Genomic DNA, 23,370 nt, shown 5'->3' with positions numbered 1-23,370 from the left:
TTCTGACTGGGTTAAGGTTTGAGGGAACTTGTTCTCTCTTCATCCGTCACGGGATGGTCAGAAAGAGAAATCCGAAAAATTATCCTAACCACTCAGTCGATTACCCCACGCCATAATACAATTGTTGCTTTGACGAGGAGAATAGCAATTTTGAACGCCAAAAAAACGGGAATTTTCTTGACAATTGCCCTAAGTTGTGCTTTAGCGGGGAAAGCGGCGATCGCTAATACTTCCCCTTTGGAGGGGACTCGATGGAAACTAAGGGGGTGGACAGCCGGAAGTTTGGTCAAAGAAACGGAAATTACTGCCGCTTTCCAGAAAAATATCCTCAGTGGTTCGGCCGGATGCAACCAGTATAATACCGGCTATCAAGTCAATAATGGCACGTTCCAGATCAACCAAGCGATCGCTACTACCAAAAAAGCTTGTCCGGAACCGCAGATGAAACAAGAAAATCAATATCTGGCCGCCTTGCAAGGAGTGGAACAATTCCAAGTGACAGCTAAAGGCGATTTACAGTTATTTTATCGTACTCCCGAAGGTTTAGGAATCCTCACTTTTACCCCCGCACCGACCACCACGCGCACGGAAAAGACAATTTATATCAATTCTAGGAAACAACCCTGTAGCCAAGGCCCAACCAAAGACTGTTTACAGATACGAGAAAAACCAGAGGAAAACTGGAGATTGTTCGCCAATAGTATCGAGGGATTTGATTATAAACCAGGATTTTTCTATCAAATTAAAGTTAGCATTGAAACCGTCTCCAATCCAGCTAATAATCAAAATTCGGAAACATGGAAGCTATTAGAAGTTATTAGCCAAACCCCAGAAAAAGAGACTCCGCGAGCTTGGTTTGATCGACCGTTAACTAATTGGAATAAAGCCAAGGCACCTATCCCCAAATCTCCCGTTAAAACCGTGATTGATAACCAGTGTCGTGAACAGGTTCGTCCGGCAATTACTGCCAATGATCAAGCGCTTAATAAAGCAGGATGGTTACTGTACGGGTCCGTGCAAACCTATGGTAAAACTAGCGTTATTTCGGCCATGAGTGGAGTGGATGGAATGTGCCGACCGATGGGTTATCAAGACTTTGTTTTTGTCGATGGTAAATTCGCTGGCACTCTTTCCCAGCGACCGATGGATTCCCGCACTGATGGAGCATCTCAGAGAATTGTTTTACAAAATAGCGATCGAATTATTGTGGTTTTTAATCGCTATAAAGACACGGATCCTCTCTGTTGTCCTTCCCAATTAAGTCGCGTTATTTATCAAATCGAAACAGTCAGCGGAGTGCCAGTTGTTGTTCCCAAAGAAGTGGAAACAGAAGCGGTGAGAAACTAATTCAGTTATCAGTTATCAGTTATCAGTTATCAGAACGTAGGTTGGGTTGAAGCATGAAACCCAACGCCCGATTATGTTACGCTACCGCTAACCCATCCTACAAATAATTGTGCCTCCCTACTTAATAGCTTCCTTTTTTATTATATCTCCCGCAAAATTGAGTTTTTAATCGCAGACTTGCTCTTAAAGTCCTTAATTTAAGGATTTTTCCAGAAAAAGATCGCTTTTCTACTGCCAGGAAATAATCTATTTCTTTCTGCTTCTCCTGAATCGGAGAATACTGGCTCGCAGACTCCTCACTTAACGGAAGATTTTTGATTTATGCAGCAGGTTTAGTGATTAGGCACTGATACTAGATAAGTAGTTATAGAATTCTAATAACTCCTCATTAGTTAGCAGTAAACGGGACTTTTTGCCATAGGTAGAAATCAGGTATTCCCGACCTTTTTCTGTGGTCCAAGCTAATCGTTTCATCTCCACATCAATTTTAGTTTTAAGAACTGAATAATCGATTTCTTCGGGAATAACAACAACTGGTTCCGGTTCTGGGGGTTCTTCTTCGGTTAAACTCGCTTCTTCTGGCAATTCTGATAATAAGGAGTAATTATCGGTTTCCATTTCTAATAATAAAGGCTCTGGTTCTGGTAAAGGAATATCCTTAACTTGAGGTAATTCCGGTTCAATTTTAGCTGGGGGAATATCCTTAACTTGAGGTAATTCTGGTTCAATTTTGGCTGGGGGAATATCCTTAACTTGAGGTAATTCTGGTTCAATTTTAGCTTCAGGACGAGGTATTTCAGTGACTTTAGCCGTTTTGGTCGATTTTTTGGCACTAGCGACGGGTTTAGGTAAATCTTCTGGTAGAGAAATATTATTGGGGCTGATTTTTTCCACAGGCTGGAGATCGGGGGTGTTTTCAGCCTCTAAAAGCAGTAAAGCTCGTTCTCTGGCTCTATCTTCGGCTATTTCCACCGTATCTGCCGCAGCTAAACCTGTAACGACCGTTTTTCCCTCAATTTCGACGATCGCTTTCACAATATACTTGCCGTGATCGATTTGAACTAACTCGCTAATCAGGGCAACTTGGGGGTAACGTTGGCGTAACTTTTGCAACATGGTGACTTTTTCGAGTTCTTTTGTACTTATATTAGAATACTCTATCGCAATTATGGAAAAATGTAGCAAGTTCTTGCTAAGATTAAAGGTTAGATAAAATTTTCAGTTCTAGGATTAGCCTTGCCCACAGCAACAAGATTCTACTAGGCTGAAGCTTCTGCCAGAAAGACTAGCGATCGCCGAAAAGTTGCCGGTGTTCGCTATTGGCTTATACTAACGAAGGCTTCGATAATTCTCAGGGTAGGTTCGGGTGTTCGATGCTTGGTCAGTTTACCTTCACTGTCACCAACAGCGATCGCAATTACCCCGACAGAGATAATCTCTCGAGTCAATAGTTTGTTTAAATCAATCTTCTCATTATTAAGTATTTAAACTTAATTATTCACGATTCCGTCAGTGTCTTGTAAGTAAGGATTATTGTTAGATGGACTTCTCGATCGCCACACTCCTCTCTCATCTTAGTGATGATAAATTAGCTACGGGTAAACTTCTCGAAAAAAAACTGGGCTGCGAAGACGATCCCGAAAGCTGCGAAAAATTGCAAGTGATTCTCGATGCTTTGGAACGTCTGGGAATGGTTGTCAAAGAACGCGGGCGCTATCGTCGTGTGATCGAGGAAAATGTCGTAGAAGCAAAGCTGCGCTGTTCCAGTAAAGAATTTTGCTTTGCTATCCAAGATATCGAAGATGCTGATGACATCTACGTCTCGAAAAATCATTTAAGTAACGCTTGGAATGGCGATCGAGTTTTAGTCAAAATCATCCGCGAGGGAACCCGTCGTCGTTCCCCGGAGGGAGAGGTGAGATTAATTCTCGAACGGGCTAATCCTTCGCTTCTAGCGCAAGTAAAACAGGAAAATGAGCGGTTTGTGGCGGTTCCCCTGGATGATCGCCTGAAATTTACCCTTAATCTCCTCGAAAACGGTCAAAATCTCCAAGAAAACATCGATCACCTCGTTCATGTTTCCGTCCTCCGTTATCCCCTAGGGGAAATGCCTCCCATCGGTAAAGTTACTCGTGTTCTCGGTTCCACGGCCGAGGCCGCTGCCGACACCGATATCGTCTCCTGTAAACACGATCTACCCCATAATTTTCCGCCGGAAGCCCTCGAAATTGCCGATAATTTAGCGGATTTCTTCGATAGTGGCGAAAAAGAACAACTGCGAGATTTAACCCCACTCTTCACCTTTACCATCGAAGATGACAACCCCCTGGATTATCCCCCGATCATTGAAAATGCCTTTTCTTTAGAGAAAATCAACCAAAATCGCTGGCGAGTCGCCATTCATATCAGCGATGTGGCCCGTTACATTGAACGGGGCGGATTATTGGATAAAGTTGCCAAAAAACGGGGAACTGCCGTCTATTTAGGCGAAAAAGTGCTGCCATTAGTCCCGGCTGCCGTTACCAGTCGTTGTTCCCTGTCACCGCAAGAACAGCGCCCCGCTATTTCTATCCTCGTCACCCTCGATGACAAGGGGGAGCTAGTGGAGTACGAAATCACCCGCAGCCTCATCCAAGTGGATCAACATTTTACCTATCAACAGGTGCGCGATCTGCTCAGTGAAGAAGATAGCGCAGCTGCCCCCACCGATACCGTTGAAACCCTGAAAGATTTATTTTTTAGCGTTTGCCCCACCCTAAAATCCCAACGTCTGCAGCGGGGTAGTTTTGATATTCAATTAGACAAAATCTCTCCCTACAAAGACGAAGGACGGGGGGGGACTGTTCTCGCTTCTAATAATTTACCGGCCCGTTCTTTACTGACAGAAGTGGCAATTTTAGCCGGCAAAGTCGTCGCTGAACATTTGCAAGCTTTACACTTACCCTGTATCTACTGTGGACAATCGGAACCGGATTGGGATGAATTGGAGGATTTACTCAAATTAGCCAATAATTTAGGGGCAGAATTAAATTTAACTGCCGAGGAGGAGATTAAACCCAATGACTATCAAAATCTCACCCGCATTTTTTCCGCTTCCACATCGGTGAAAGTCCTCAATTATCTCCTGCAAGAAACTCTCAAATTAGTTAGATATAGCAGCCATCCTTTACACCATTTTGGTTTGGCCTATCCTGGCAATTATACCCACTGTCTCTCACCCCTGCAAAGATATGCCGATCTTTGGGTACAACGGGTGTTAAAAATCTTATTAACAGAAGGGAAAGATCGCCGCAGCAAAATCGTCAAAGTCGGGGTTAATTTGGGCAGTAATAGCTGTCATGGACAGATTCATTGGAATATTCTACCAAGTCAAATTCAGGAGGAGTTAGAAGAAGAAAGCCACCTCATTGTTTCCCATCTCAATGATCGCTCAAAAATTGCTGAAGATGCGGAAAAAGACCTAGAAGGATTGAAAAAAGCCGAGAAAATGAAAGAAAGAATGGGTCAAGTTTTTCGCGGCTTAATTACCGGTGTACAATCCTATGGTTTCTTCGTGGAAATTTCCGATTTATTAGTGGAAGGGTTGGTCCATGTTTCTTCTCTCAAGGATGATTGGTATGAATATCGGGCCCGTCATAGCTGTTTGGTAGGACGGAAAAATCGCGTTGCCTATCGTCTCGGTGATGAGGTAGAAGTGGAGGTAAAAGATGTAGACTATTATCGTCAGCAAATCGATCTAGTTACGGTTAGCGGTGGCAGTTCAGCAAGTTATGACGACTTAGAAGAAGATTAATTATGAATCAACCAACCACCGAAAAAATCGGAAAAACCCGCTTTATTCTGCCCTTTTTATGCGGTATTTTTCTCTTTTTAACCGGCTGTGTCCGTTACGATGTGGGCATTAATTTTCCCCACCAACACCACGGGGAAATTATTCAACATATCACCCTCGGACAACGCTTAACCAGTCTCAGTCAAACCGAAGCCACTAAATGGTTAAATAGTATCGAACAGAGGGCAAAATTACTTAAGGGGAAAACCGCTCCTATTTCCGAACGAGAAATAATGGTGACTATTCCCTTTAGTAATAGTCAGGAATTAGAGGAAAAATTCAATCAATTTTTTGATCCTAGTTCTTCCTTTAAAATCAAAAACTCTGCTAATACCGATGATATAAAGTTACTGCAACTAGACTCAAAACTGGCAGTTACAGAACGAGATTGGTTCTTTTTGACTCAGAAAAACTTAAAATTAACCGTTGATTTGCGGGCTTTAGGTGTACTTTCTGAACAGGGAAATATTATCGTTAGCCCCGGTTCTTTAGTCGATATCGACTTCGCTTTAAAGACTCCCTTCGCTGGTCAAAATATTGAAGATGACTCAGGATTAAATCCCCCGGTAGAACAAGTTGATGATCAGTTAATTTGGCATTTAAAACCGGGAGACATTAACACCATTACGGCAGCTTTTTGGGTTCCTAACTATTTAGGTATCGGCACAATAGTTATTGTTTTAATAACAGGTTTTGCCTATTACTTGAAATATAAACGCTTGCCCGGTGTATCCCCATCGACTTAAATCGAGAGGGCAACTATTGACCGGGATTTAATGATCAATGAGGGGAAAATTAGCCAACTCTAAAACTGATCTAAAAATTGGCCTGCAATAGGGAAAATCTTGGCTAGGATCAAATCATAGTCACAATTGAGACTAGACGGGTTTCCCTTTTTTACTTTATTACTGGCAATTACAGTTATGGTTAGCAATATTCCCTTTTCTATCCCCGAACATAGCCTCGATCGAGATTGTACCACCCTCTCCCGTCACGTCCTGCAACAACTACAAAGCTTTTCCCCCGACGCGCAGGATTTAAGCGCAATTATGAGTCGGATTGCCCTAGCGGGGAAATTAATTGCCCGTCGTCTCAGCAAAGCGGGATTAATGGCGGATGTACTAGGTTTTACTGGAGAAACCAACGTCCAAGGGGAATCGGTCAAGAAAATGGACGTTTTTGCCAATGAAGTATTTATCTCGGTTTTTAAGCAAAGTGGTTTAGTTTGCCGTCTTGCTTCCGAGGAAATGGATAAACCCTATTATATCCCAGAAAACTGTCCCATCGGTCGCTATACCCTACTCTACGACCCGATCGATGGTTCTTCCAATGTGGATATTAACCTAAATGTGGGTTCGATTTTTGCCATCCGTCAACAGGAAGGCAATGATTTAGACGGAGAGGCGCGGGATTTACTGCAAAATGGTCGTCAACAAATCGCCGCCGGTTATATTCTCTACGGACCTTCGACTATTTTAGTTTACTCGATCGGTCGCGGTGTTCATGCCTTTGTCCTTGACCCCAGTTTAGGGGAATTTATCCTCGCCCAAGAGAATATTATTATCCCCGATCACGGTCCGATTTATAGTACCAATGAGGGCAATTTTTGGCAGTGGGATGAGGCAATTCGCGACTATACTCGTTATGTCCACCGTCATGATGGTTACACGGCCCGTTACAGTGGGGCATTAGTGGGAGATATCCATCGAATTTTAATGCAGGGAGGCGTTTTTCTCTATCCGGGTACTGTTAAAAATCCCCAGGGAAAATTGCGCTTAATTTATGAAACTGCTCCCCTTGCTTTTTTAATTGAACAGGCAGGAGGTAAAGCTAGTGATGGGGTGACAAATCTTTTAGATATCGTTCCCGATAAATTACACTACCGCACACCTTTAGTGATCGGTAGTGTCGAAGATGTTAAATTGGTGGAGTCTTTTATCGCTGATCGCCGTCATCGCGATCGAGTTTAACTTATAGTTTTATTTAGCGATTAGGAAGCCAGATATTTTCACTATTTTCTAACTGTTTTACGGTTTTATATCTAGTCTATCAGCAGTCAGCATATCCCTCGCCACTCTCACCGATATGGAAATTCAACGGGTCATCTTAAATAACATCGGGCTATTTGAAAAGCTGGAAATTTCCTTGGCGCCTACAGAGCAAAACCCAAGCAACATTACCGTTTTTGTTGGTAATAACGGGGCTGGTAAAACTGCTATACTAAAAGCATTAGCAACTTCTCTTAGTTGGTTTACTGCTCGTTTACTTACAGAAAAAGGGAGTGGTAACCCTATTTCTGAAGATGCCATATTTAATACTGCTAATGCTGGCAGCATTGAAATCGAAGTCTGGGATTCCTCCAACTCATTAAACAATCCTGATCAAAGCGATATTGACCATTATTTCAGATGGATTCTTGCAAAAAGTAGAAAAGGACGTAAAGCCCAATATAATAGCAACCTTAATGACTGTACGCGCTTGGCCAATCGTTATCGTGATGCCCTCACCCATGATGACAAAACTAGCCTACCCCTAATTGCGTTTTATCCTGTCGAGCGTGTCGTACTCGATATTCCACTAACAATTAGGACTAAGCATACCTTTTTGCAATTGGACGGTTATGATAACTCCTTAAGTCAGGGCGTTGACTTTCGTCGCTTTTTTGAATGGTTCCGAGAACGGGAAGATACCGAAAATGAATCAGGAATTCCTGAAGACGTTCTCAACCAACTAAGACCACTAGCTGAAACCAATCAAGACGTATGGCGATGGTTAAACGAACGCAATGCCTCCGCTAAAGATCGGCAATTAACAGCAGTTCGCACCGCCATTGGCCGATTTATGCCCCATCTGGATAACCTTAGAGTCCGTCGTAAACCTCGTCTCTACATGGCAGTGGACAAAAATGGTGAAACCCTCAACGTCGCCCAACTTTCACAAGGCGAAAAATCCCTAATGGCTCTTGTGGGTGATATTGCCCGCCGTCTAGCCATGCTGAACCCTGCCTTAGAAAATCCTTTAGCAGGTGATGGTATCGTTTTGATTGATGAAGTCGATTTGCATTTACATCCCTCTTGGCAACGTCGCCTCTGCGAGCGCCTGACCGAAACTTTCCCAAATTGTCAGTTTGTGCTGACAACCCATTCACCTCTAGTGATCAGTGATTGTAAAAATGTTTTGATCTACACTTTAGCTAGTGGCGAATTGCGACAGTTGCCCTCTCAGTATGGGCAAGATGCTAATACTGTCTTATTAGATGTCATGAATACCAGCATTCGTAATGAGAAAATTGATACTGAATTGAACGATCTGCTAGATGCCATACAAGATTCAAAGCTAACCGAGGCTCAACAATTGCTGGCAGAATTAAGTGAGGAACTACCTGCCAGTCATCTCGAATTGGTCAAAGCAAAACTACTGCTCCGTAAACAAGAATTGCGTCATGGGAACCATTAGTAAAGGGGCTGAACCTTATGCGAACCATTAGTAAAGGGGCTGAACCTTGTTGTTTAACAGCTTGGAAGAGGAAGAACCCTTATGGGGCATACGATGATTTAGATAAAACAGAAGAAGGGAAAGTCGTTCGGGCAAAGATTCGAGACTATGCTCTTAATGAGCAGTTTTATCTTTGTGCCTATTGCTGCCAGCGAATCGAAAAAATTAATGCTTGCCATAATGAGCATTTAGAAGCTCAAAAGCTAAATCCTAAACGTACGCTCGACTTTTCAAATATTGTTGCTAGTTGTAATACCCCCAATCAATGCGGTGATGCACATAAATCTCAACACCTACCCCTAACTCCCCTGATGACAGAATGTGAAACAGAACTACGATTCAAAATTAGTGGACGGGTAGAAGGATTGAGCGATCGGGCAGCTGTCACGATTCGAGTTTTAAATTTGGGTGACCATGAAAAAAATAACCGTGCTTTGATCGAAAAACGGAAGCAGTTGTCTAATGCTTTATTATGGGAAAATGGCATAAATCCAGATGACGGCTTAGAGGATGATGAAATATTAAATATATTAATCAGTGACCTATCACAACCTCAGCAAGATCAAATGGAACCTTTCACTCCAGTAGTAATTAATATCTTGAGAAGTTGGCTCCAGGCTTAAGAGCAACCCTCTTGATAAATCTGCTCTAAATTAAAACCTAAAACAGACAGATAACAACTTAAATGCAGCGGACGTTTAAAAGAAGTAAGGCTCACCAGAATTCAAAAAAGCAATTTTAATAAAAAAAGCTTTTTTCTTGGTTGGATTCCAGGCTATTTAAGGGTTTAGGCTGATTTAAACTACTAATTTGCTATAACCAGTTTAGGAGAGCCAGAAAAGTTCAGGGATGGGATTAAAAGAGTGATTGTAATTCTGGACTCTACTCAAAGAAAAATATCCCAGTCGTCGGGTTATTATTGCCAGCAAAAATATCAAAGATTTCCAAAACATTACTGATTGCGCTCTCTGGCAAGATATACATTATTAAAGCGAAACCGCTTGTTTTTATTTTTTTCAATAATAATTATAGATCCAAAACAATCTATTTGCCGCCCGAAAATTCCCCCCATAATCTTGAGATTTTTTTGATAAATAGGACTCGATCGAGGATAATTAGAAGAAATATTTTGACTCATAACCAAATCTAATCAAGAAGCCCAGTGACGATTCCCCTCCTAGAGTTGTTTGTATTCGCCACCGTTTTGTGCGGATTTTTAGGAACATTCCTGAAAAAAAACTTAATCATGAAGATTATCGCCATGGATGTCATGAGTACGGGCGTTATCGCCTACTATGTGGTGATTTCTTCCCGTGACGGTTTATTTACTCCCATCCTCAGTACAGTTAAACAGCAAAATTACGCTGATCCTGTACCCCAAGCAGTGATTTTAACAGCGATCGTCATCGGTTTTTCCATTCAGGCGTTAATGCTGGTGGGAGTAATGAAATTAGCTAAAGATAACCCCACCCTCGACAGCAGCGAGATAGAAAAAAATAATACACCATGAATACTTTAACGATCGCTTGGATAAGTTTACCCTTTTTGATCGGCTTTATCATCTATTTATTGCCGCGATTAGACAAATATCTGGCTCTCGCCGCCACTATTATCTCTCTCGCCTATTCTCTCCTTTTATTTAGCCAATCCTCCCCCATAACCCTCAACCTACTAGATAATTATGGCGTGAGACTGGTAGCCGATCAGTTAAGTGCCTATTTTATCCTCACTAATGCCCTAGTAACGATGGCAGTTATTTTTTATAACTGGGAAAGTAGCAAAACCGCCTTTTTTTACGCCCAAGCTATCATTCTCCACGGCAGTATTAACTCTGTCTTCGTCTGTGAGGATTTTATTAGCGTTTACGTTGCCCTAGAAGTAATTAGTATTGCCGCTTTTCTGGTGATTGCCTACCCTCGCAGCGATCGCTCTCTCTGGGTTGCCCTGCGTTATCTGTTTATCAGCAATGTGGCGATGTTATTTTACCTTATTGGCGCAGTTTTAGTCTATAAAGCCAATAATTCCTTTGCTTTTGCTGGTTTAAAGGGCGCACCTCCCGAAGCCTTGGCTTTAATCTTCATGGGATTATTAGTCAAAGGGGGAATCTTTGTCTCGGGATTATGGCTACCGATGACACACTCGGAATCGGAAACCTCCGTCTCGGCGCTGATGTCGGGGGTGGTGGTAAAAGCTGGCATTTTTCCCCTCCTGCGCTGTGCTTTAATCCTAGAGGATTTGGATGTCCTAATTCGGCTTTTCGGGGTGCTAACGGCGATTTTTGGCGTGTCATACGCAGTGTTTGAAAAGGATAGCAAGCGGATGTTAGCCTTCCATACTATTTCCCAGTTAGGTTTTATTTTAGCCGCCCCGGTAGTCAGTGGTTTTTATACCCTTACCCACGGTTTAGTTAAATCTTGCCTATTTCTGTTAGCGGGAGTTTTACCCAGTCGCAATTTTAAAGAATTACAGCAACAATCGATCCCTAATTCCCTCTGGATTGCCCTAGTGGTTGCTAGTTTTTCTATCTCTGGATTCCCCCTATTATCTGGTTTTGGTGCGAAAGCGTTAACGATGAAAAATTTAGTCCCCTGGCAAGAGATTATGATCAATCTTGTGGCGGTGGGGACGGCGATTTCCTTTGCTAAATTTATCTTTTTACCCCACGCTGGTGGCGAAAGTAAACAGAAGCTAACTATCGGTTTCTGGATAGCAATAATTCTACTCCTTGCCGCCCTATTTTTAGCCAATGCCGTCTATGTTGAAGCTTATAATCTCCCCAATCTTATCAAAGCTTTAGCCGTCATCGGTGCCGGGTGGTGGTTATATCTGGGAGTTTTCAAAAAGTTATCCCTAAAATTATCGCGAGCTTGGGAACAATTTGATCATCTCATCGGTATGATGAGTATAATGTTAGTTCTATTGTTTTGGATGGTTTTAGCATGATTGGACATATAATTCTGCGTTTAACTATGTGGTTTTTGCTCACCGCTAATTTTACCCCCGCTAATATTATGATCGGGGTGGCTATTGCTTTTCTTTTGCCTCGTAATTTCGCCTCTAGCGAAACTTTAGGCGATTGGTTAAAGGTAATAATTAAAGTTTTGCTGGCTATTCCCCAAGCTTATAAAGAAGCGTTTGAAATCATCTTTCGTCCCCACAAGGAAGAAGAAATTATTTTGGAGAGAATTTCGGGTAAACGTTCACCCAGATTGGCTTTTTGGGATATATTTCTCATTACTTTTACACCGAAAACTATCGTCACCGAATACAAGGAAAATGAGGGTTATGAAGTTCATCTAATTAAACGGAGTAACCAGGGATGAATATTGTTCTCATTGCCATGATTGTCGCCCTATTAATTCCCCTTTATGAAGTGGCAAAAAATGATGATATTTGGCAAAAAATGGCCGCCTTTGCCAGTGCTTCCAGTAAATCATCGATTATTATTCTAGTGGTTTCAGTTCTGCGGGATGATTGGATGATTGGAGTGGTAGCAGTGATTATTCTCAGTGTCGGTAATGCCGGCTTTATGTTATTAGCACAAATTCTTAAACGATTGAACGAATCATGATTGACATTTTCAGTTATATCTGCATCGCTATCGGAGTTTTTTTCTGGTTTTGGGGAACGGCGCATCTTTTAGACAAGCGCTCGGTATTATATAAATTACACGGTCTATCTGTCGCTGATACTTTGGGTTCCATGGCGATTATTTTCGGGCTACTTTTGAAAGTTCCCCAAAATTGGCCTTTATTGTTATTGGCAATAATTTCCTTAGCAATTTGGAACACCATGTTAGGCTACGTTTTAGCTTATACTTCTAGCGATCGAGAGTAGAATTAAAGATGAATGAAAGTTATCTCTATGTTATTGTTGCCCTCTTGCCTTTAACTGCGGCGATGGTGATGTTACAATCTAATCCCTACCAAGCTCTAGTAATTCGCGGGGTTTTGGGAGCAATAGCAGCCTTAGTTTATGCTTTATTAGGTGCAGCAGATGTGTCTTTAACCGAAGCTTTGATGGGAACCATGTTAGCCGTAACTCTCTACGCGGTGGCGATTCGTTCCTCTTTAGTGATGCGTTTAGGAGTAATTGCGGAGGAAAACGATACAGTTTTAGAACAGTTAAAAACTCAACTACAAACGGTTTTAAGTAAACGTTTTATGCGTTTAGAATTAGTTGCCTACAGTGATAAACAAGCTTTGCAACAGGCACTTATGGATAAGGATATTCATGCCGTCTGTATCCGTCAAGACAATCCAGAAACTATCTCCTACGAAACCACAATTAGATTACCCTATCTCTACGATATTTTTAAAAATGAATTAACGGCAGCCAACACGATTTTAACCTGTATTGAAACCCGAAAATTAGAGGAGAAACACTAATGAAATGGATTTATACTCTAGCCGCCATTGCCTTCGCTATCAAAATGGTAATTATTCCCAATACTGCTTCCTCTGTATCATCCTTAGAAATTGTTGAATCCCTAGTGCGCGACGGCGGTGTTCCTAATGCGGTTTCGGTAGTGATTTTTCGTAATCGTCTTTACGATACCATCTATGAAGTGGTTGTTTTTACCATTGCCATTATGGGGGCGAATTTTCTTTTAGCCACCGAAAAACCCGCCAGTAAAATCCATCAATTTACTGACCAACCTTCAATTATTTTAGCCCGTTTAGGGGCAACAATTACCGCTTTAGTGGGCATTGAATTAGCTATCCGCGGACATTTAAGTCCGGGGGGAGGTTTTGCCGCCGGAGTCGCCGGAGGTACGGCAATTGGTTTAATAGCAATTACCTCGTCTCCCGAATGGATGCAAGCAATTTATCGCCGTTGGCAAGCGGCAACATGGGAGAAAATTTCCGTCTTAGTTTTTATTGTTTTAGCCGCCATTACTCTCTCAGGATTTGAGTTACCCCACGGGGAATTAGGTGCGCTATTTAGTGGCGGCATTTTGCCGATACTAAACATTTTAGTCGCCGTTAAAGTAGCTTTAGGTTCCTGGGCAGTAATCCTCGTTTTTATCCGCTATCGCGGTTTATTGTGAGAGGTTAATATCTATATTTATAGAACGTAGGTTGGGTTGAAGCATGAAACCCAACGCCCACTCATGTTACGCTACCGCTAACCCATCCTACAAATAATTGTGCCTCCCTACTTAATAGCTATAATTTATAGCTTTAGGTCAAAACTGGGGATTAACCGATAATCATAACATGACTTGATGGTTGAAAAAATGCTATAGTAATTTTGTTGCCCTCCTCAAGAATCAATAGGCATCTAATGATTCTGCTAAAAGAACTCCCGAGGTAAAAATTATGGTTAACGTTATTCGCGGTTCTTCAGCTAAACCTGTATCTTCTCAAAGATTAGCTAAATATTTTGAGGAAAGAACAGATATAGAGGGAACATTGTATATCGGCTATCCTATTATTGGAACTCCCCAAGGAGGATATCAAATTGATGCTCTATTAGTCTCTCGTCAGCAAGGGGTTATTATTTTTAATATTGATGAGGGAAAAAATTATGATTTGGATATTGAAGGCACTCAAGACGAGAGCATAACCAAGTTAGAAGCAAAACTGCTGTCTTATAAAGAGCTTGTTCAAAAAAGAAAGCTAATAGTTAACATTTCTGTAGCCACCTATGCACCGATTTGGAATAATTATCCAGAAGGAATTAACCCAGAGGAATATCCTGTTCTTATTAAAGATAAAGATCTTGATGATTTTATCAAGAAATGTCAAGGCAATGATTCTGAATATTTCGAGAAAGTCAACTCAGTTATACAAGCTGTTACAACCATTAGAAAAAAAGACGCTCGCAGTTATGTTGTTAAACCAGATTCTAGGGGAGCAAAGTTAAAAAAATTAGAAGATTCTATCGCTAATCTTGATGAAACTCAAAATAAGGCTGTTTTAGAAACCACTAAAGGTGTACAAAGAATTAGAGGTTTAGCAGGTTCGGGAAAAACAATTGTCTTAGCGCTGAAAGTAGCTTATCTTCATGCAACTCATCCCGATTGGAATATTGCTGTTACCTTCTATACACGCTCGTTAAAGGATCAATACAAAGATTTAATTACTCGGTTTAGTTATGAGCATAAAAATTCCGAACCAGACTGGGAAAAAGTAAAAATTATTCACGCTTGGGGAAGTCCTGAGATAGAAGGAATTTATTATGAGCTATGTAAACGACATAATATTGAATATTTAGATTTTAGTCAAGCAAACAACCTAACATATTTGTTGAATGAAGACCCTTTTGAGTTTGTCTGTCAAAAAGCCTTCCGAGAGATTAAAAAATTTCATCAATATTATGATCTTATTTTAATTGATGAAGCTCAAGATTTTCCTCAAGACTTCTTAAGACTCTGCTATGAAATCTTGAAAGATGATAAACGTTTAGTTTATGCCTATGATGAGTTGCAAAGCTTAAATAGTAAAGTCATGCATTCTCCCGAAGTTATTTTTGGAAATGATAATCATGGTAATCCTAGAGTTAAATTGGAGAATTTACCCAGCGAACCCCAACAAGATGTGGTTTTAAATACTTGTTACAGAAATTCTCGTCCTATTCTGTCCTCTGCTCATGCTCTAGGTTTTGGAGTTTATTATCCACAGGGACTAATTCAAATGTTTGATAATCCTCAATTATGGCAAGATATTGGTTATGAGGTTGAAGAAGGAGAATTAAAATCAGGAGAATTTGTTAAACTGATTAGAACCCCCAAAACCAGTCCTAAATTCCTTGAAGAACATTCTTCTATCGATGATATTATCAACTTTAAATCTTTCGATAACAATCAGGAGCAATTTGAATGGCTAGTGGAACAAATTGCAAAGAATCTCAACGAAGATGAATTAAGATGCCAAGATATTATGGTTATCCATCCAATACCTAAAAATGCTCGCAACGTTTTTGGAAAAGCTAGAGAAATGTTATTTACAAAAAATATTAATTCTCATTTAGCAGGTAGCACATCTTCTCCCGATGAGTTTTTTCAAGAAAACTCGATTGCTTTTACACAGATTTATCGTGCAAAAGGCAATGAAGCGGCAATGGTTTATTTCATTAACGCTCAAGAATGTTTATCTGGTTCACAAATTGCTAGTAACCGCAATATTTTATTTACAGCGATGACTAGAAGTAAAGCTTGGTTAAGAGTTATTGGTTATGGAGCAAATATGCCAGCTTTAGAGAGGGAATTTCAGGAAATTAAATCGAGAAATTTTGCTCTTGAGTTTACCTATCCAACCCCCGAAGAACTTCAACAAATGAAGAAGGTTTATCGAGATACTCTTAATACCAAGAGATATAAAAATGACAGGGAAAAGCAAGAATTAATTGCCAAGTTAAAAAGTATAGAATTTTCATCAGATGAAAAAAACGAAATTATCAAAATATTCCAAGAATAGTTAAGAAATGCTTAATGTTCAGAATATCTTTAAAGATGTTAAAAATTTAACGGCTAAATTGATAGAAGTAGGATTATCAAGTCAGCAGAACTTTCCGACTTTGAATAAATTGAGTCAAAATATTTCTGAGATTAGCTATGCCAATAGTTCCGACTTATCCATTGCCCTAAAAAATGTTGCCTATCAAGATATTTATGATGAGCTTGATCGCGGTAAGAATTATAATATTAAAATGATTGATGGAGCCTTGATTCAATTACTTTATCGCTTCCAAGGATCGCAGTTATTATCCCATAGACTAGCTTTCTTCTCATCCCCTTATTTATAATCTTTTCAAAATGAGCCAGAACTATATGAAGAAGATGAGATATTTGCCGATATTATCGACAAAAATATTGTAGCTGTACCGATTAGATTTGATTACGATCCTGATAATTTTCAAGAGATTCATCACCCCAGATGTCATCTCACCCTAGGACAATTCAAAAACTGCCGAATTCCAGTGTCCTCCCCTTTAACACCCAGCATATTTATTGCTTTTATCCTTCGTAACTTTTACAATACAGCCTATCATCTATATTCCGAGCAGATCAATTTTAACAATCAGCGATTTCCAGAAACCATAACTGAAATAGAAACGAATATACTACATTTTGCTATTAAATCTCCCTCTCTATAGTCCCTATCGGATTTACCCTCATACAGTTCAGCGAAACCTCGAAATTTTTTCTCAAAAAAGCTTGACAAAATCCCTCAACTTGCCTTATACTTTCTAGTATAATGGGAATCCGTGCCTGCCTGCGAACAGCTATTTTTTCAAGGAATAAGGAGTCAGGGAAAATAAAGACTCCTTAACTGAAGACAGTTTATTTGTGGAATTGGTGCAGTAGGTTGCGAAACTCCGGAAAACTAATCTGATGATCGCGACCGGTATCGGCATGGTGTAACATAGCTTCGATTTCCTTGTCTGTCACCCCCGGTTTGATCGCCTGAAGACAAGCTTTTAACTCCTCAAGGCTAATTTGTCCGGAGCCATCACTATCGAATAGCTGGAATCTTTCCAATAAAATTCTTTCCTGTTGATCACGATCGCTGTCACTACTAAAAGATAGACGATCGAAGACCTGAAAAGCACGGGCGATATTTTGCCATAATTGACGGGACAGAGGACGATGGAGAATCGTTTCCTCCTCCTGACCGGTAACTCTGTACTGGCGACGCAAAGACTCGACAGTTTCCGTTTCCGCAGCCGGCAATTCCGTCAATAAATGCTTGATCGCCTCCCTGGAACTCTTACCGGTTAACACTTCCAGCAATTCTGACCCCACCCGGCGATCGGGGTCTTTTTTCCAAGTCACCAACAAACTTTCTAACAAAGCATCGCGGTAACTCTGCAAACGCAACCAATCCTCGCGACTATACTGCTTGTCCGGATCGAGAAGTTCGGCCGATTCCACACCCAACTCTGTTAAAATTGCCTGATGTTCGGCCTCGGTAATCGTCAACTCTAAGCGCATTTGTTCTAGGATTTCGAGGCTGTGGCCGAAGTCAGTATATCCCTCCTCCAAAACCTCTTTTAACACGGCTTTATAGGCTTTTAAACACTTCTGGTGGGTGAAATCCGGCAGTATCTTGGCTAACACATACACCTCATCCGCGTCCAAAGCTTCCAGCGATCGCCCATCGAGATATTTAGCCGTATCGAGACCCAGTTTACCCAACTGTTTACGCAATCTTCCCGCTAGTCCTTCTCGTTGGTAACGGCCCGGCTCCCTTGTCCAGGTGCGATATAACCATAAACTACTCAAAACAGCCGGTAAAATATCAGCGAAATAATGCCAAAATTTTGGCAAAAGATTAATAAAAGAACGACCAGCGAAAATAAAGAAGAAATTGAAAATCAGAAAAGTTCCGACAGTAAAGACGCGGTGACGGATAATTTCGGTCGGTAAGGGCGACTTTTTGCGGATTCTATAGACTTTATAGGCATTTTCAACTTTTTTACCGAGAAAGTAACCCAAAAAAGTGCAGATTGCCAAAGTTAAGGAAACAGCTACCAGCTTCGGAATCGCAATTGCCTGACCAGCAAGATAAAAACCCGGTTGAAAGAGGGATTCTAGTTGATTTTCTTCGTGCGCCCAAGCTCCAGAGAAATAATAGTCCCAATTGCCAGCATAGAGATAATAATAGATAGAATAGCCAAAAACTAAGCCAAAATAACCGTAATAAAGCCATTGGCGATCTCTGTTAGTTATCCCATCCCAATAGGATCTTTCCGCATCGATATCGATACAGGGACTCTGACAGGCAACACAGGCACTTTGTTCGCTACCATCTTCACGGACAATACGACACATGGATTGAGTAATCCCACCGCGACTGTCTTCGTGAGCGGTACTATTCAGTAAACCCCTCGGTTCACTGTAAATCCTTTCCACTGGACTCATGGGACAGAAATAGTTACACCAAGATTTGCCCCCATACCAATAACCCACAAAGATCGCCCCTAGAATAGTAAAGATTAAAAAGCTACCCAAGACTAAGCGATCGGAATTATCAAAGAGAATCCGTCCGCATAAACCCAAAAATAACAGACTTAATTGTAGATAGAGATAATTCCGGGCTAACCAAGAGTTTTTCGGCACTTTATAGATTTCATAGCGGACTTTCCCCGATTTATCGGTGTATTTTTTCTGACGCTGTTTACCCAAAGCGCGCGGTATTTGAGAAAGAAAGGATAAAGGACAGATACGCCGCCAGAGTTCGTGACCGAATACTAATAAGATAAAAATGCTACTAGGAACCACTATTCCCCAAAAAATCGGCGCAGCTAACTGATAGGAGGATTGGGGTAAGCAAACCCCCTGGACTTTAATGCACACATCGGGATCAACTCTCAGGGGACTAGAGAGATTATTAGTATCGGTTAATTGTGCCGAAATCGGGTCAAAAAACAGAGAAAATATCAGAATTAACCAAGCGATGGTAACAACCCATCGCAGATAGTGCATTGATCGTTCGGGAATTTGTGCAAACATAGGTCTAAGTAGTGACGGAGAAGAGACTTTTAAGGGAGATTAGGGCTTCAATCCTCGAATTATCAAGCTTTTACTTTAATAGCGGCGAAAAACTTGCCTTTTTGAGGGACTGCATTGCCTTTTTCTACCCCCGAGGAAATTCCCCTTCAGGCAGCAGGGTGCGGCGTTGACAAATTAACAGTGATCCAGTATATGTGGGAAAATTGTCTTAAAATATTATCTACGCTGCTACTATCACTAGACTAGAACATTAAAGAGCGTATTGGCTTAATCCTTCTCAAAAGTTTAAATTCTATGGCTGAAAGCTTGAACCATAAATCCGAAAAACCCTCTCCTCCTCCCGTCCCCCAAGAAAACCCTTGGCTAGAAGCAGTTAAAACCATTGTCACGGCTGGAATTTTGGCTTTTGGCATCCGCACTTTTGTGGCCGAGGCCCGTTATATTCCCTCTTCTTCCATGGAACCCACTCTCCAGATTAACGATCGCCTAATTATCGAGAAAGTTAGCTATCATTTTCAGAAGCCAGAACGGGGTGATATAGTGGTTTTTAGTCCGACAGCCGCTCTCAAAGCTCAAAATTTTCATGATGCTTTTATTAAACGGGTGATTGGACTGCCGGGGGATAAGGTGGAAGTCAAAAACGGTCTAGTTCACGTCAACGGTAAAGTTTTAGCGGAAAAGTATATCGCCGAAGAACCTAATTATACTTTCGGACCGGTGACAGTTCCCCCCGATCAATATTTGGTTTTGGGCGATAATCGCAATAATAGTTATGATTCCCACGCTTGGGGCTTCGTTCCCCGGGACAACTTAATCGGTCGCGCCGTGGTGCGTTTTTGGCCCTTCAATCGTCTGGGAGGACTTGACAACCCCGACGCTGCCACAAATCAGAATTAATGTCAAGAAAATAAATAGGGTTTGCGGCAAAAAGTACGGGCGAAGCATTCGGATAGAAAATCTACGGTTTCACCGATAGGTTATTGCCCGAATGCTTCGCCCCTACAGGACGCGGGCTGATGAAGACGCAAGGTTTTGAAGCACGATTCTCTCAAAATCTTGCACCTGTTTCACGAGAAAAGCCACAAAACCCTTACCTTGCCTACATTTCACATTTATTCAGCAAGCCCTAAATATAAAAATTCCCCCTAGTTTTAGGGGGATTCGTCCGTCTATTTGAACATATTACTCACGGAATTGTCCTCATGGATGCGCCATATGGCCTCCCCCAGAATCGGGGCAACCGGCAAGACTTTCAGTTGCGGGAAAAAATGTTCTTGGGGGACGGGAATCGTGTTAGTAACGATCACTTCCTCGACTATGCCACTGGATAAACGCTCGATCGCAGGACCAGAAAAAACCGGATGGGTGGCACAAGCATAAACCTGTCGCGCCCCCTTGGCTTTCAGTAACTGCGCCCCTTGAGCGATCGTACCGGCCGTATCGATCATATCATCGACTAAAACCGCCGTTTTATCCTTAACATCGCCGATCAAGTTCATCACTTCCGCCACATTATGGGTTTGCCGGCGTTTATCAATAATTGCTAGGGGAGCATCACTGAGTTTTTTGGCAAAAGCCCGCGCCCTGGCCACCCCACCCACATCGGGAGAAACCACGACGATATCGGGTAATTTTTTACTGAGAAGATAGTCCACCACCACTGGGGAACCGTAAACGTGATCGAAGGGAATATCGAAATAACCTTGAATTTGGGCCGAATGCAAATCCATGGCCAACACGCGACTTGCCCCCGCTTCCGTGATCAGATTAGCCACCAGTTTAGCGGCGATCGATTCCCGGCCGGCGGTTTTGCGATCGGCGCGAGCATAACCATAATAGGGAATTACGGCGGTAATTTGTCGGGCAGAAGCACGACGACAGGCATCAATCATGATCAACAATTCCATCAAGTGATCGTTGACGGGATTGCAACAGGGTTGAATTAAATAGACATCACAGCCCCGGATCGATTCCTGAATCTGGATGTACAATTCACCATCGGCGAAACGTTTACGAATCATCGGCCCCACATCCATACCCAGATAACGGGCCACCTCTTGGGCGAGAGATACATTAGCGGATCCCGAAAAGAGACGCAGACGATTGCTGTCCGACGCGGCGGGAAACATCGGATGTCGCATCAAAGTAGCAGAATAGCTCACAGCAGATTCTTTACCCTCAAACTCAAGGCACTTTTTTCTATCATCTCAGTTTTGTTGAAAATCTGAGTGGATTTCTTTGTTAGATCTCAATCTTAACCAATTACCGATCATCTTCGAGCCATTGCTGCCCCTTTTAGCAGCAACGGCCATGGCAAAATTGCCGCCGGATTTTGTCAAAACCGATTAACGTTTGGCTAACTTTTTCACCGGTAATTTACGCAGACGGATCGATTTCGGGGTAATTTCTACCAACTCATCTGGTCCAATGTATTCGAGGGCGCGTTCGAGACTCATATCCACGGGGGATTGTAACTGAACCAATTCATCCCCGGTGGCGGAACGATGGTTAGTTAACTGTTTAGTTTTGCAGATATTGATCTCCACGTCCTGGGGCCGGTTGCTTTCGCCGATAATCATGTTTTTATACACTCTTGTCCCCGGAGTAATAAAGAATACTCCCCGGTCTTCGGCGTTTTTGAGGGCGTAGAAAGTGGCGACTCCTTCCTCAAAGGCAGTAATCACGCCATTGTAACGGGTGGCTAATTCCCCGGAGAAAGGACGATATTCGAGAAAACTATGGTTCATAATCCCCTCACCGCGACTCAGACGGATAAATTCGCCCCGGAAACCGATTAAACCCCGGGCCGGAATCACGAATTCCAATTGAGTACGGCCATTGCTGCCCGTCTGCATATCCTGCATTTCCCCTTTCCGTTGGCCGAGACGTTCGATACTGGAACCCACCGCTTCTTCGGGTACATCTAAAACGAGGTATTCGTAGGGTTCGCAGGGTTGACCGTTAATTTCGCGGTAGATAACTTGCGGCTGCGATACTTGGAATTCGTAGCCTTCCCGACGCATGGTTTCGATGAGAATGCCTAAATGCAGTTCCCCCCGTCCCGAAACCAGGAATTTCTCGGCAGAATCACTTTCTTCCACCCGCAGGGCGACATTAGTTTCTAATTCTCGCATTAGACGATCGCGAATTTGCCGCGAGGTGACAAAAGTGCCTTCCTGACCGGCAAAGGGAGAATCGTTCACCGAGAAGGTCATTTGTAGGGTCGGTTCATCGACTTTAATTAGGGGTAAAGCTTGCGGGTCATCGGCTAAAGTTACGGTTTCCCCGATGTTAGCGTCGGCAAAACCAGCCACGGCGACGATATTACCGGCGCTGGCCTCGTTTAGTTCCACCCGTTTAAGACCTTCAAAACCAAGAAGTTTTGTTATTTTACCCTTGACAACCGCGCCCGTATCCTTTACTAAAGCTGCCTGTTGACCAGCTTTAATTACGCCGTTATGGATGCGGCCGATAACGATGCGTCCTAAGTATTCCGAGTAATCGAGGGTGGTTACTTGCAGCTGTAGGGGTTTGTTAACGTCCCCGGCCGGTGGTGGAACGTGGTGTAAAATCGCTTCAAAGAGGGGCTGCATATCTTTGTCCTCGTCTTCGAGACTTTCTTTGGCGAATCCTTGCATCCCGGAAGCGAACAGAGTAGTAAAATCACATTGGTCGTCATCGGCACCCAGTTCCACAAACAGATCGAAAACTTTGTCCACGGCTAGGTTAGGATCGACGTTAGGGCGATCGATTTTATTGACCACGACAATCGGTCTTAATCCCTTTTCTAGGGCTTTTTTCAGCACAAAACGGGTTTGGGGCATCGGCCCCTCGTTAGCATCGACAATCAGGATACAACCGTCCACCATGCCTAAAACCCGTTCCACTTCGCCACCAAAGTCGGCGTGACCGGGAGTATCGACGATGTTAATCAGGGTGTCTTGGTAACGAACGGCGGTGTTTTTGGCCAGAATGGTGATACCGCGTTCTCTTTCGAGGTCATTGGAATCCATGACGCAGGTGGGTACATCTTCCCCTTCTCGAAAGATTCCCGACTGTTTGAGGAGTGCATCGACGAGGGTGGTTTTCCCGTGGTCAACGTGAGCAATGATAGCAACGTTACGGATAGGCAGAGACATAAAATATTGAAGTAGTCTTAGGTTTATTTTTACAAGTAAACATTTCTTAATAATTCTAGCTTAGACTGACCAGCACCGTTAGCAAATCTTTATTTTTC

20 protein-coding genes and 1 pseudogene are annotated in these 23,370 nt (G+C 42.3%); 16 read left to right on the top strand and 5 right to left on the bottom strand.

Annotation, left to right across the window (positions count from 1 at the left end):
- Window positions 1-150: 150 nt before the first annotated feature.
- Window positions 151-1,347 carry a DUF4377 domain-containing protein gene (locus O9300_RS00675; protein WP_287969433.1) on the top strand — a complete coding sequence of 399 codons (1,197 nt, stop codon included), beginning with the start codon at window positions 151-153 and terminating at the stop codon, window positions 1,345-1,347.
- Window positions 1,348-1,686: 339 nt separating this feature from the next.
- On the opposite strand, the gene O9300_RS00670 is transcribed toward O9300_RS00675, so the two are convergent.
- Both O9300_RS00670 and O9300_RS00665 read right to left on the bottom strand, forming a co-directional pair.
- Window positions 1,687-2,463, bottom strand: a complete 777-nt coding sequence (locus O9300_RS00670) for a slr1353 family protein (protein WP_287731477.1) — start codon at window positions 2,461-2,463, stop codon at window positions 1,687-1,689.
- A gap of 200 nt (window positions 2,464-2,663) precedes the next feature.
- Window positions 2,664-2,795, bottom strand: a complete 132-nt coding sequence (locus tag O9300_RS00665; RefSeq protein WP_287969429.1) for a hypothetical protein — start codon at window positions 2,793-2,795, stop codon at window positions 2,664-2,666.
- 92 nt (window positions 2,796-2,887) lie between these two features.
- Between O9300_RS00665 and O9300_RS00660 the strand changes: the two genes are divergently transcribed.
- The 14 genes and pseudogenes from O9300_RS00660 (at window position 2,888) to O9300_RS00595 (ending at window position 16,774) form a co-directional block, all read left to right on the top strand.
- On the top strand, window positions 2,888-5,140 hold the full coding sequence (locus tag O9300_RS00660; protein WP_287969427.1) for a ribonuclease R family protein: 2,253 nt from the start codon (window positions 2,888-2,890) through the stop codon (window positions 5,138-5,140).
- Window positions 5,141-5,142: 2 nt separating this feature from the next.
- Window positions 5,143-5,925, top strand: coding sequence for a DUF3153 domain-containing protein (locus tag O9300_RS00655; protein WP_287969424.1), 783 nt, complete (start codon window positions 5,143-5,145; stop codon window positions 5,923-5,925).
- A gap of 177 nt (window positions 5,926-6,102) precedes the next feature.
- On the top strand, window positions 6,103-7,149 hold the full coding sequence (fbp, locus tag O9300_RS00650; protein ID WP_002801107.1) for a class 1 fructose-bisphosphatase: 1,047 nt from the start codon (window positions 6,103-6,105) through the stop codon (window positions 7,147-7,149).
- Between the two features lie 115 nt (window positions 7,150-7,264).
- A complete protein-coding gene (locus tag O9300_RS00645; protein WP_287969421.1) occupies window positions 7,265-8,635 on the top strand; it encodes an AAA family ATPase in 1,371 nt (456 codons plus the stop codon).
- A gap of 17 nt (window positions 8,636-8,652) precedes the next feature.
- Window positions 8,653-9,297 carry an HNH endonuclease family protein gene (locus O9300_RS00640; RefSeq protein WP_287969418.1) on the top strand — a complete coding sequence of 215 codons (645 nt, stop codon included), beginning with the start codon at window positions 8,653-8,655 and terminating at the stop codon, window positions 9,295-9,297.
- A gap of 539 nt (window positions 9,298-9,836) precedes the next feature.
- Window positions 9,837-10,184 (top strand): NADH-quinone oxidoreductase subunit K, encoded by a 348-nt coding sequence (locus tag O9300_RS00635; RefSeq protein WP_002761414.1) that lies wholly within the window; start codon window positions 9,837-9,839, stop codon window positions 10,182-10,184.
- Window positions 10,181-11,617: a cation:proton antiporter gene (locus O9300_RS00630; RefSeq protein ID WP_287969415.1), complete on the top strand. Its 1,437-nt coding sequence runs from the start codon at window positions 10,181-10,183 to the stop codon at window positions 11,615-11,617. Before O9300_RS00635 ends, O9300_RS00630 begins: the two co-directional genes overlap by 4 nt.
- Window positions 11,614-11,997 carry a Na+/H+ antiporter subunit E gene (locus O9300_RS00625; RefSeq protein WP_287969414.1) on the top strand — a complete coding sequence of 128 codons (384 nt, stop codon included), beginning with the start codon at window positions 11,614-11,616 and terminating at the stop codon, window positions 11,995-11,997. The genes O9300_RS00630 and O9300_RS00625 overlap by 4 nt, the downstream gene beginning before the upstream one ends.
- Window positions 11,994-12,245: a hypothetical protein gene (locus tag O9300_RS00620; protein WP_002739224.1), complete on the top strand. Its 252-nt coding sequence runs from the start codon at window positions 11,994-11,996 to the stop codon at window positions 12,243-12,245. The genes O9300_RS00625 and O9300_RS00620 overlap by 4 nt, the downstream gene beginning before the upstream one ends.
- Window positions 12,242-12,511: a monovalent cation/H(+) antiporter subunit G gene (locus O9300_RS00615; protein WP_002752066.1), complete on the top strand. Its 270-nt coding sequence runs from the start codon at window positions 12,242-12,244 to the stop codon at window positions 12,509-12,511. Before O9300_RS00620 ends, O9300_RS00615 begins: the two co-directional genes overlap by 4 nt.
- Window positions 12,512-12,519: 8 nt before the next feature.
- On the top strand, window positions 12,520-13,062 hold the full coding sequence (locus tag O9300_RS00610; protein WP_287969412.1) for a DUF4040 domain-containing protein: 543 nt from the start codon (window positions 12,520-12,522) through the stop codon (window positions 13,060-13,062).
- Window positions 13,062-13,724 (top strand): Na(+)/H(+) antiporter subunit B, encoded by a 663-nt coding sequence (locus O9300_RS00605; protein ID WP_125730147.1) that lies wholly within the window; start codon window positions 13,062-13,064, stop codon window positions 13,722-13,724. The genes O9300_RS00610 and O9300_RS00605 overlap by 1 nt, the downstream gene beginning before the upstream one ends.
- A 271-nt stretch (window positions 13,725-13,995) precedes the next feature.
- Entirely contained in the window at window positions 13,996-16,095 is a 2,100-nt protein-coding gene (locus O9300_RS00600; RefSeq protein ID WP_287969409.1) for a DEAD/DEAH box helicase, read from the top strand.
- A gap of 7 nt (window positions 16,096-16,102) precedes the next feature.
- Window positions 16,103-16,774 (top strand): annotated as a pseudogene (locus O9300_RS00595) (DUF2290 domain-containing protein).
- A gap of 187 nt (window positions 16,775-16,961) precedes the next feature.
- Here O9300_RS00595 and O9300_RS00590 read toward each other — a convergent pair.
- Window positions 16,962-19,133 carry an EF-hand domain-containing protein gene (locus O9300_RS00590; RefSeq protein ID WP_287969406.1) on the bottom strand — a complete coding sequence of 724 codons (2,172 nt, stop codon included), beginning with the start codon at window positions 19,131-19,133 and terminating at the stop codon, window positions 16,962-16,964.
- A 294-nt stretch (window positions 19,134-19,427) separates the two neighbouring features.
- Between O9300_RS00590 and lepB the strand changes: the two genes are divergently transcribed.
- The gene (lepB, locus tag O9300_RS00585; protein ID WP_287739680.1) at window positions 19,428-20,030 is read left to right on the top strand and encodes a signal peptidase I; all 603 of its coding nucleotides are present in this window, start codon (window positions 19,428-19,430) and stop codon (window positions 20,028-20,030) included.
- A gap of 272 nt (window positions 20,031-20,302) precedes the next feature.
- Here lepB and O9300_RS00580 read toward each other — a convergent pair whose 3' ends face one another.
- The gene (locus tag O9300_RS00580; RefSeq protein WP_287969456.1) at window positions 20,303-21,274 is read right to left on the bottom strand and encodes a ribose-phosphate pyrophosphokinase; all 972 of its coding nucleotides are present in this window, start codon (window positions 21,272-21,274) and stop codon (window positions 20,303-20,305) included.
- Window positions 21,275-21,478: 204 nt separating this feature from the next.
- Window positions 21,479-23,272: a translational GTPase TypA gene (gene typA / locus O9300_RS00575; RefSeq protein WP_287731961.1), complete on the bottom strand. Its 1,794-nt coding sequence runs from the start codon at window positions 23,270-23,272 to the stop codon at window positions 21,479-21,481.
- Window positions 23,273-23,370: the final 98 nt, after the last annotated feature.

Source organism: Microcystis sp. LE19-195.1E, assembly GCF_027532095.1.
Lineage (GTDB): Bacteria > Cyanobacteriota > Cyanobacteriia > Cyanobacteriales > Microcystaceae > Microcystis > Microcystis aeruginosa.
Note: the sequence above shows the minus strand (reverse complement) of the source record. Positions and strands in the feature narration are given on the sequence as shown.

Coding starts and splice junctions, on each gene's coding strand:
- O9300_RS00605 (WP_125730147.1), top strand. CDS start 13,062: ATGAAATGGATTTATACTCTAGCCGCCATTGCCTTCGCTATCAAAATG.
- O9300_RS00660 (WP_287969427.1), top strand. CDS start 2,888: ATGGACTTCTCGATCGCCACACTCCTCTCTCATCTTAGTGATGATAAA.
- O9300_RS00625 (WP_287969414.1), top strand. CDS start 11,614: ATGATTGGACATATAATTCTGCGTTTAACTATGTGGTTTTTGCTCACC.
- O9300_RS00610 (WP_287969412.1), top strand. CDS start 12,520: ATGAATGAAAGTTATCTCTATGTTATTGTTGCCCTCTTGCCTTTAACT.
- lepB (WP_287739680.1), top strand. CDS start 19,428: ATGGCTGAAAGCTTGAACCATAAATCCGAAAAACCCTCTCCTCCTCCC.
- O9300_RS00640 (WP_287969418.1), top strand. CDS start 8,653: ATGCGAACCATTAGTAAAGGGGCTGAACCTTGTTGTTTAACAGCTTGG.
- O9300_RS00615 (WP_002752066.1), top strand. CDS start 12,242: ATGATTGACATTTTCAGTTATATCTGCATCGCTATCGGAGTTTTTTTC.
- O9300_RS00620 (WP_002739224.1), top strand. CDS start 11,994: ATGAATATTGTTCTCATTGCCATGATTGTCGCCCTATTAATTCCCCTT.
- typA (WP_287731961.1), bottom strand. CDS start 23,272: ATGTCTCTGCCTATCCGTAACGTTGCTATCATTGCTCACGTTGACCAC.
- O9300_RS00590 (WP_287969406.1), bottom strand. CDS start 19,133: ATGTTTGCACAAATTCCCGAACGATCAATGCACTATCTGCGATGGGTT.
- O9300_RS00670 (WP_287731477.1), bottom strand. CDS start 2,463: ATGTTGCAAAAGTTACGCCAACGTTACCCCCAAGTTGCCCTGATTAGC.
- O9300_RS00645 (WP_287969421.1), top strand. CDS start 7,265: ATGGAAATTCAACGGGTCATCTTAAATAACATCGGGCTATTTGAAAAG.
- O9300_RS00580 (WP_287969456.1), bottom strand. CDS start 21,274: ATGCGACATCCGATGTTTCCCGCCGCGTCGGACAGCAATCGTCTGCGT.
- fbp (WP_002801107.1), top strand. CDS start 6,103: ATGGTTAGCAATATTCCCTTTTCTATCCCCGAACATAGCCTCGATCGA.
- O9300_RS00655 (WP_287969424.1), top strand. CDS start 5,143: ATGAATCAACCAACCACCGAAAAAATCGGAAAAACCCGCTTTATTCTG.
- O9300_RS00630 (WP_287969415.1), top strand. CDS start 10,181: ATGAATACTTTAACGATCGCTTGGATAAGTTTACCCTTTTTGATCGGC.
- O9300_RS00600 (WP_287969409.1), top strand. CDS start 13,996: ATGGTTAACGTTATTCGCGGTTCTTCAGCTAAACCTGTATCTTCTCAA.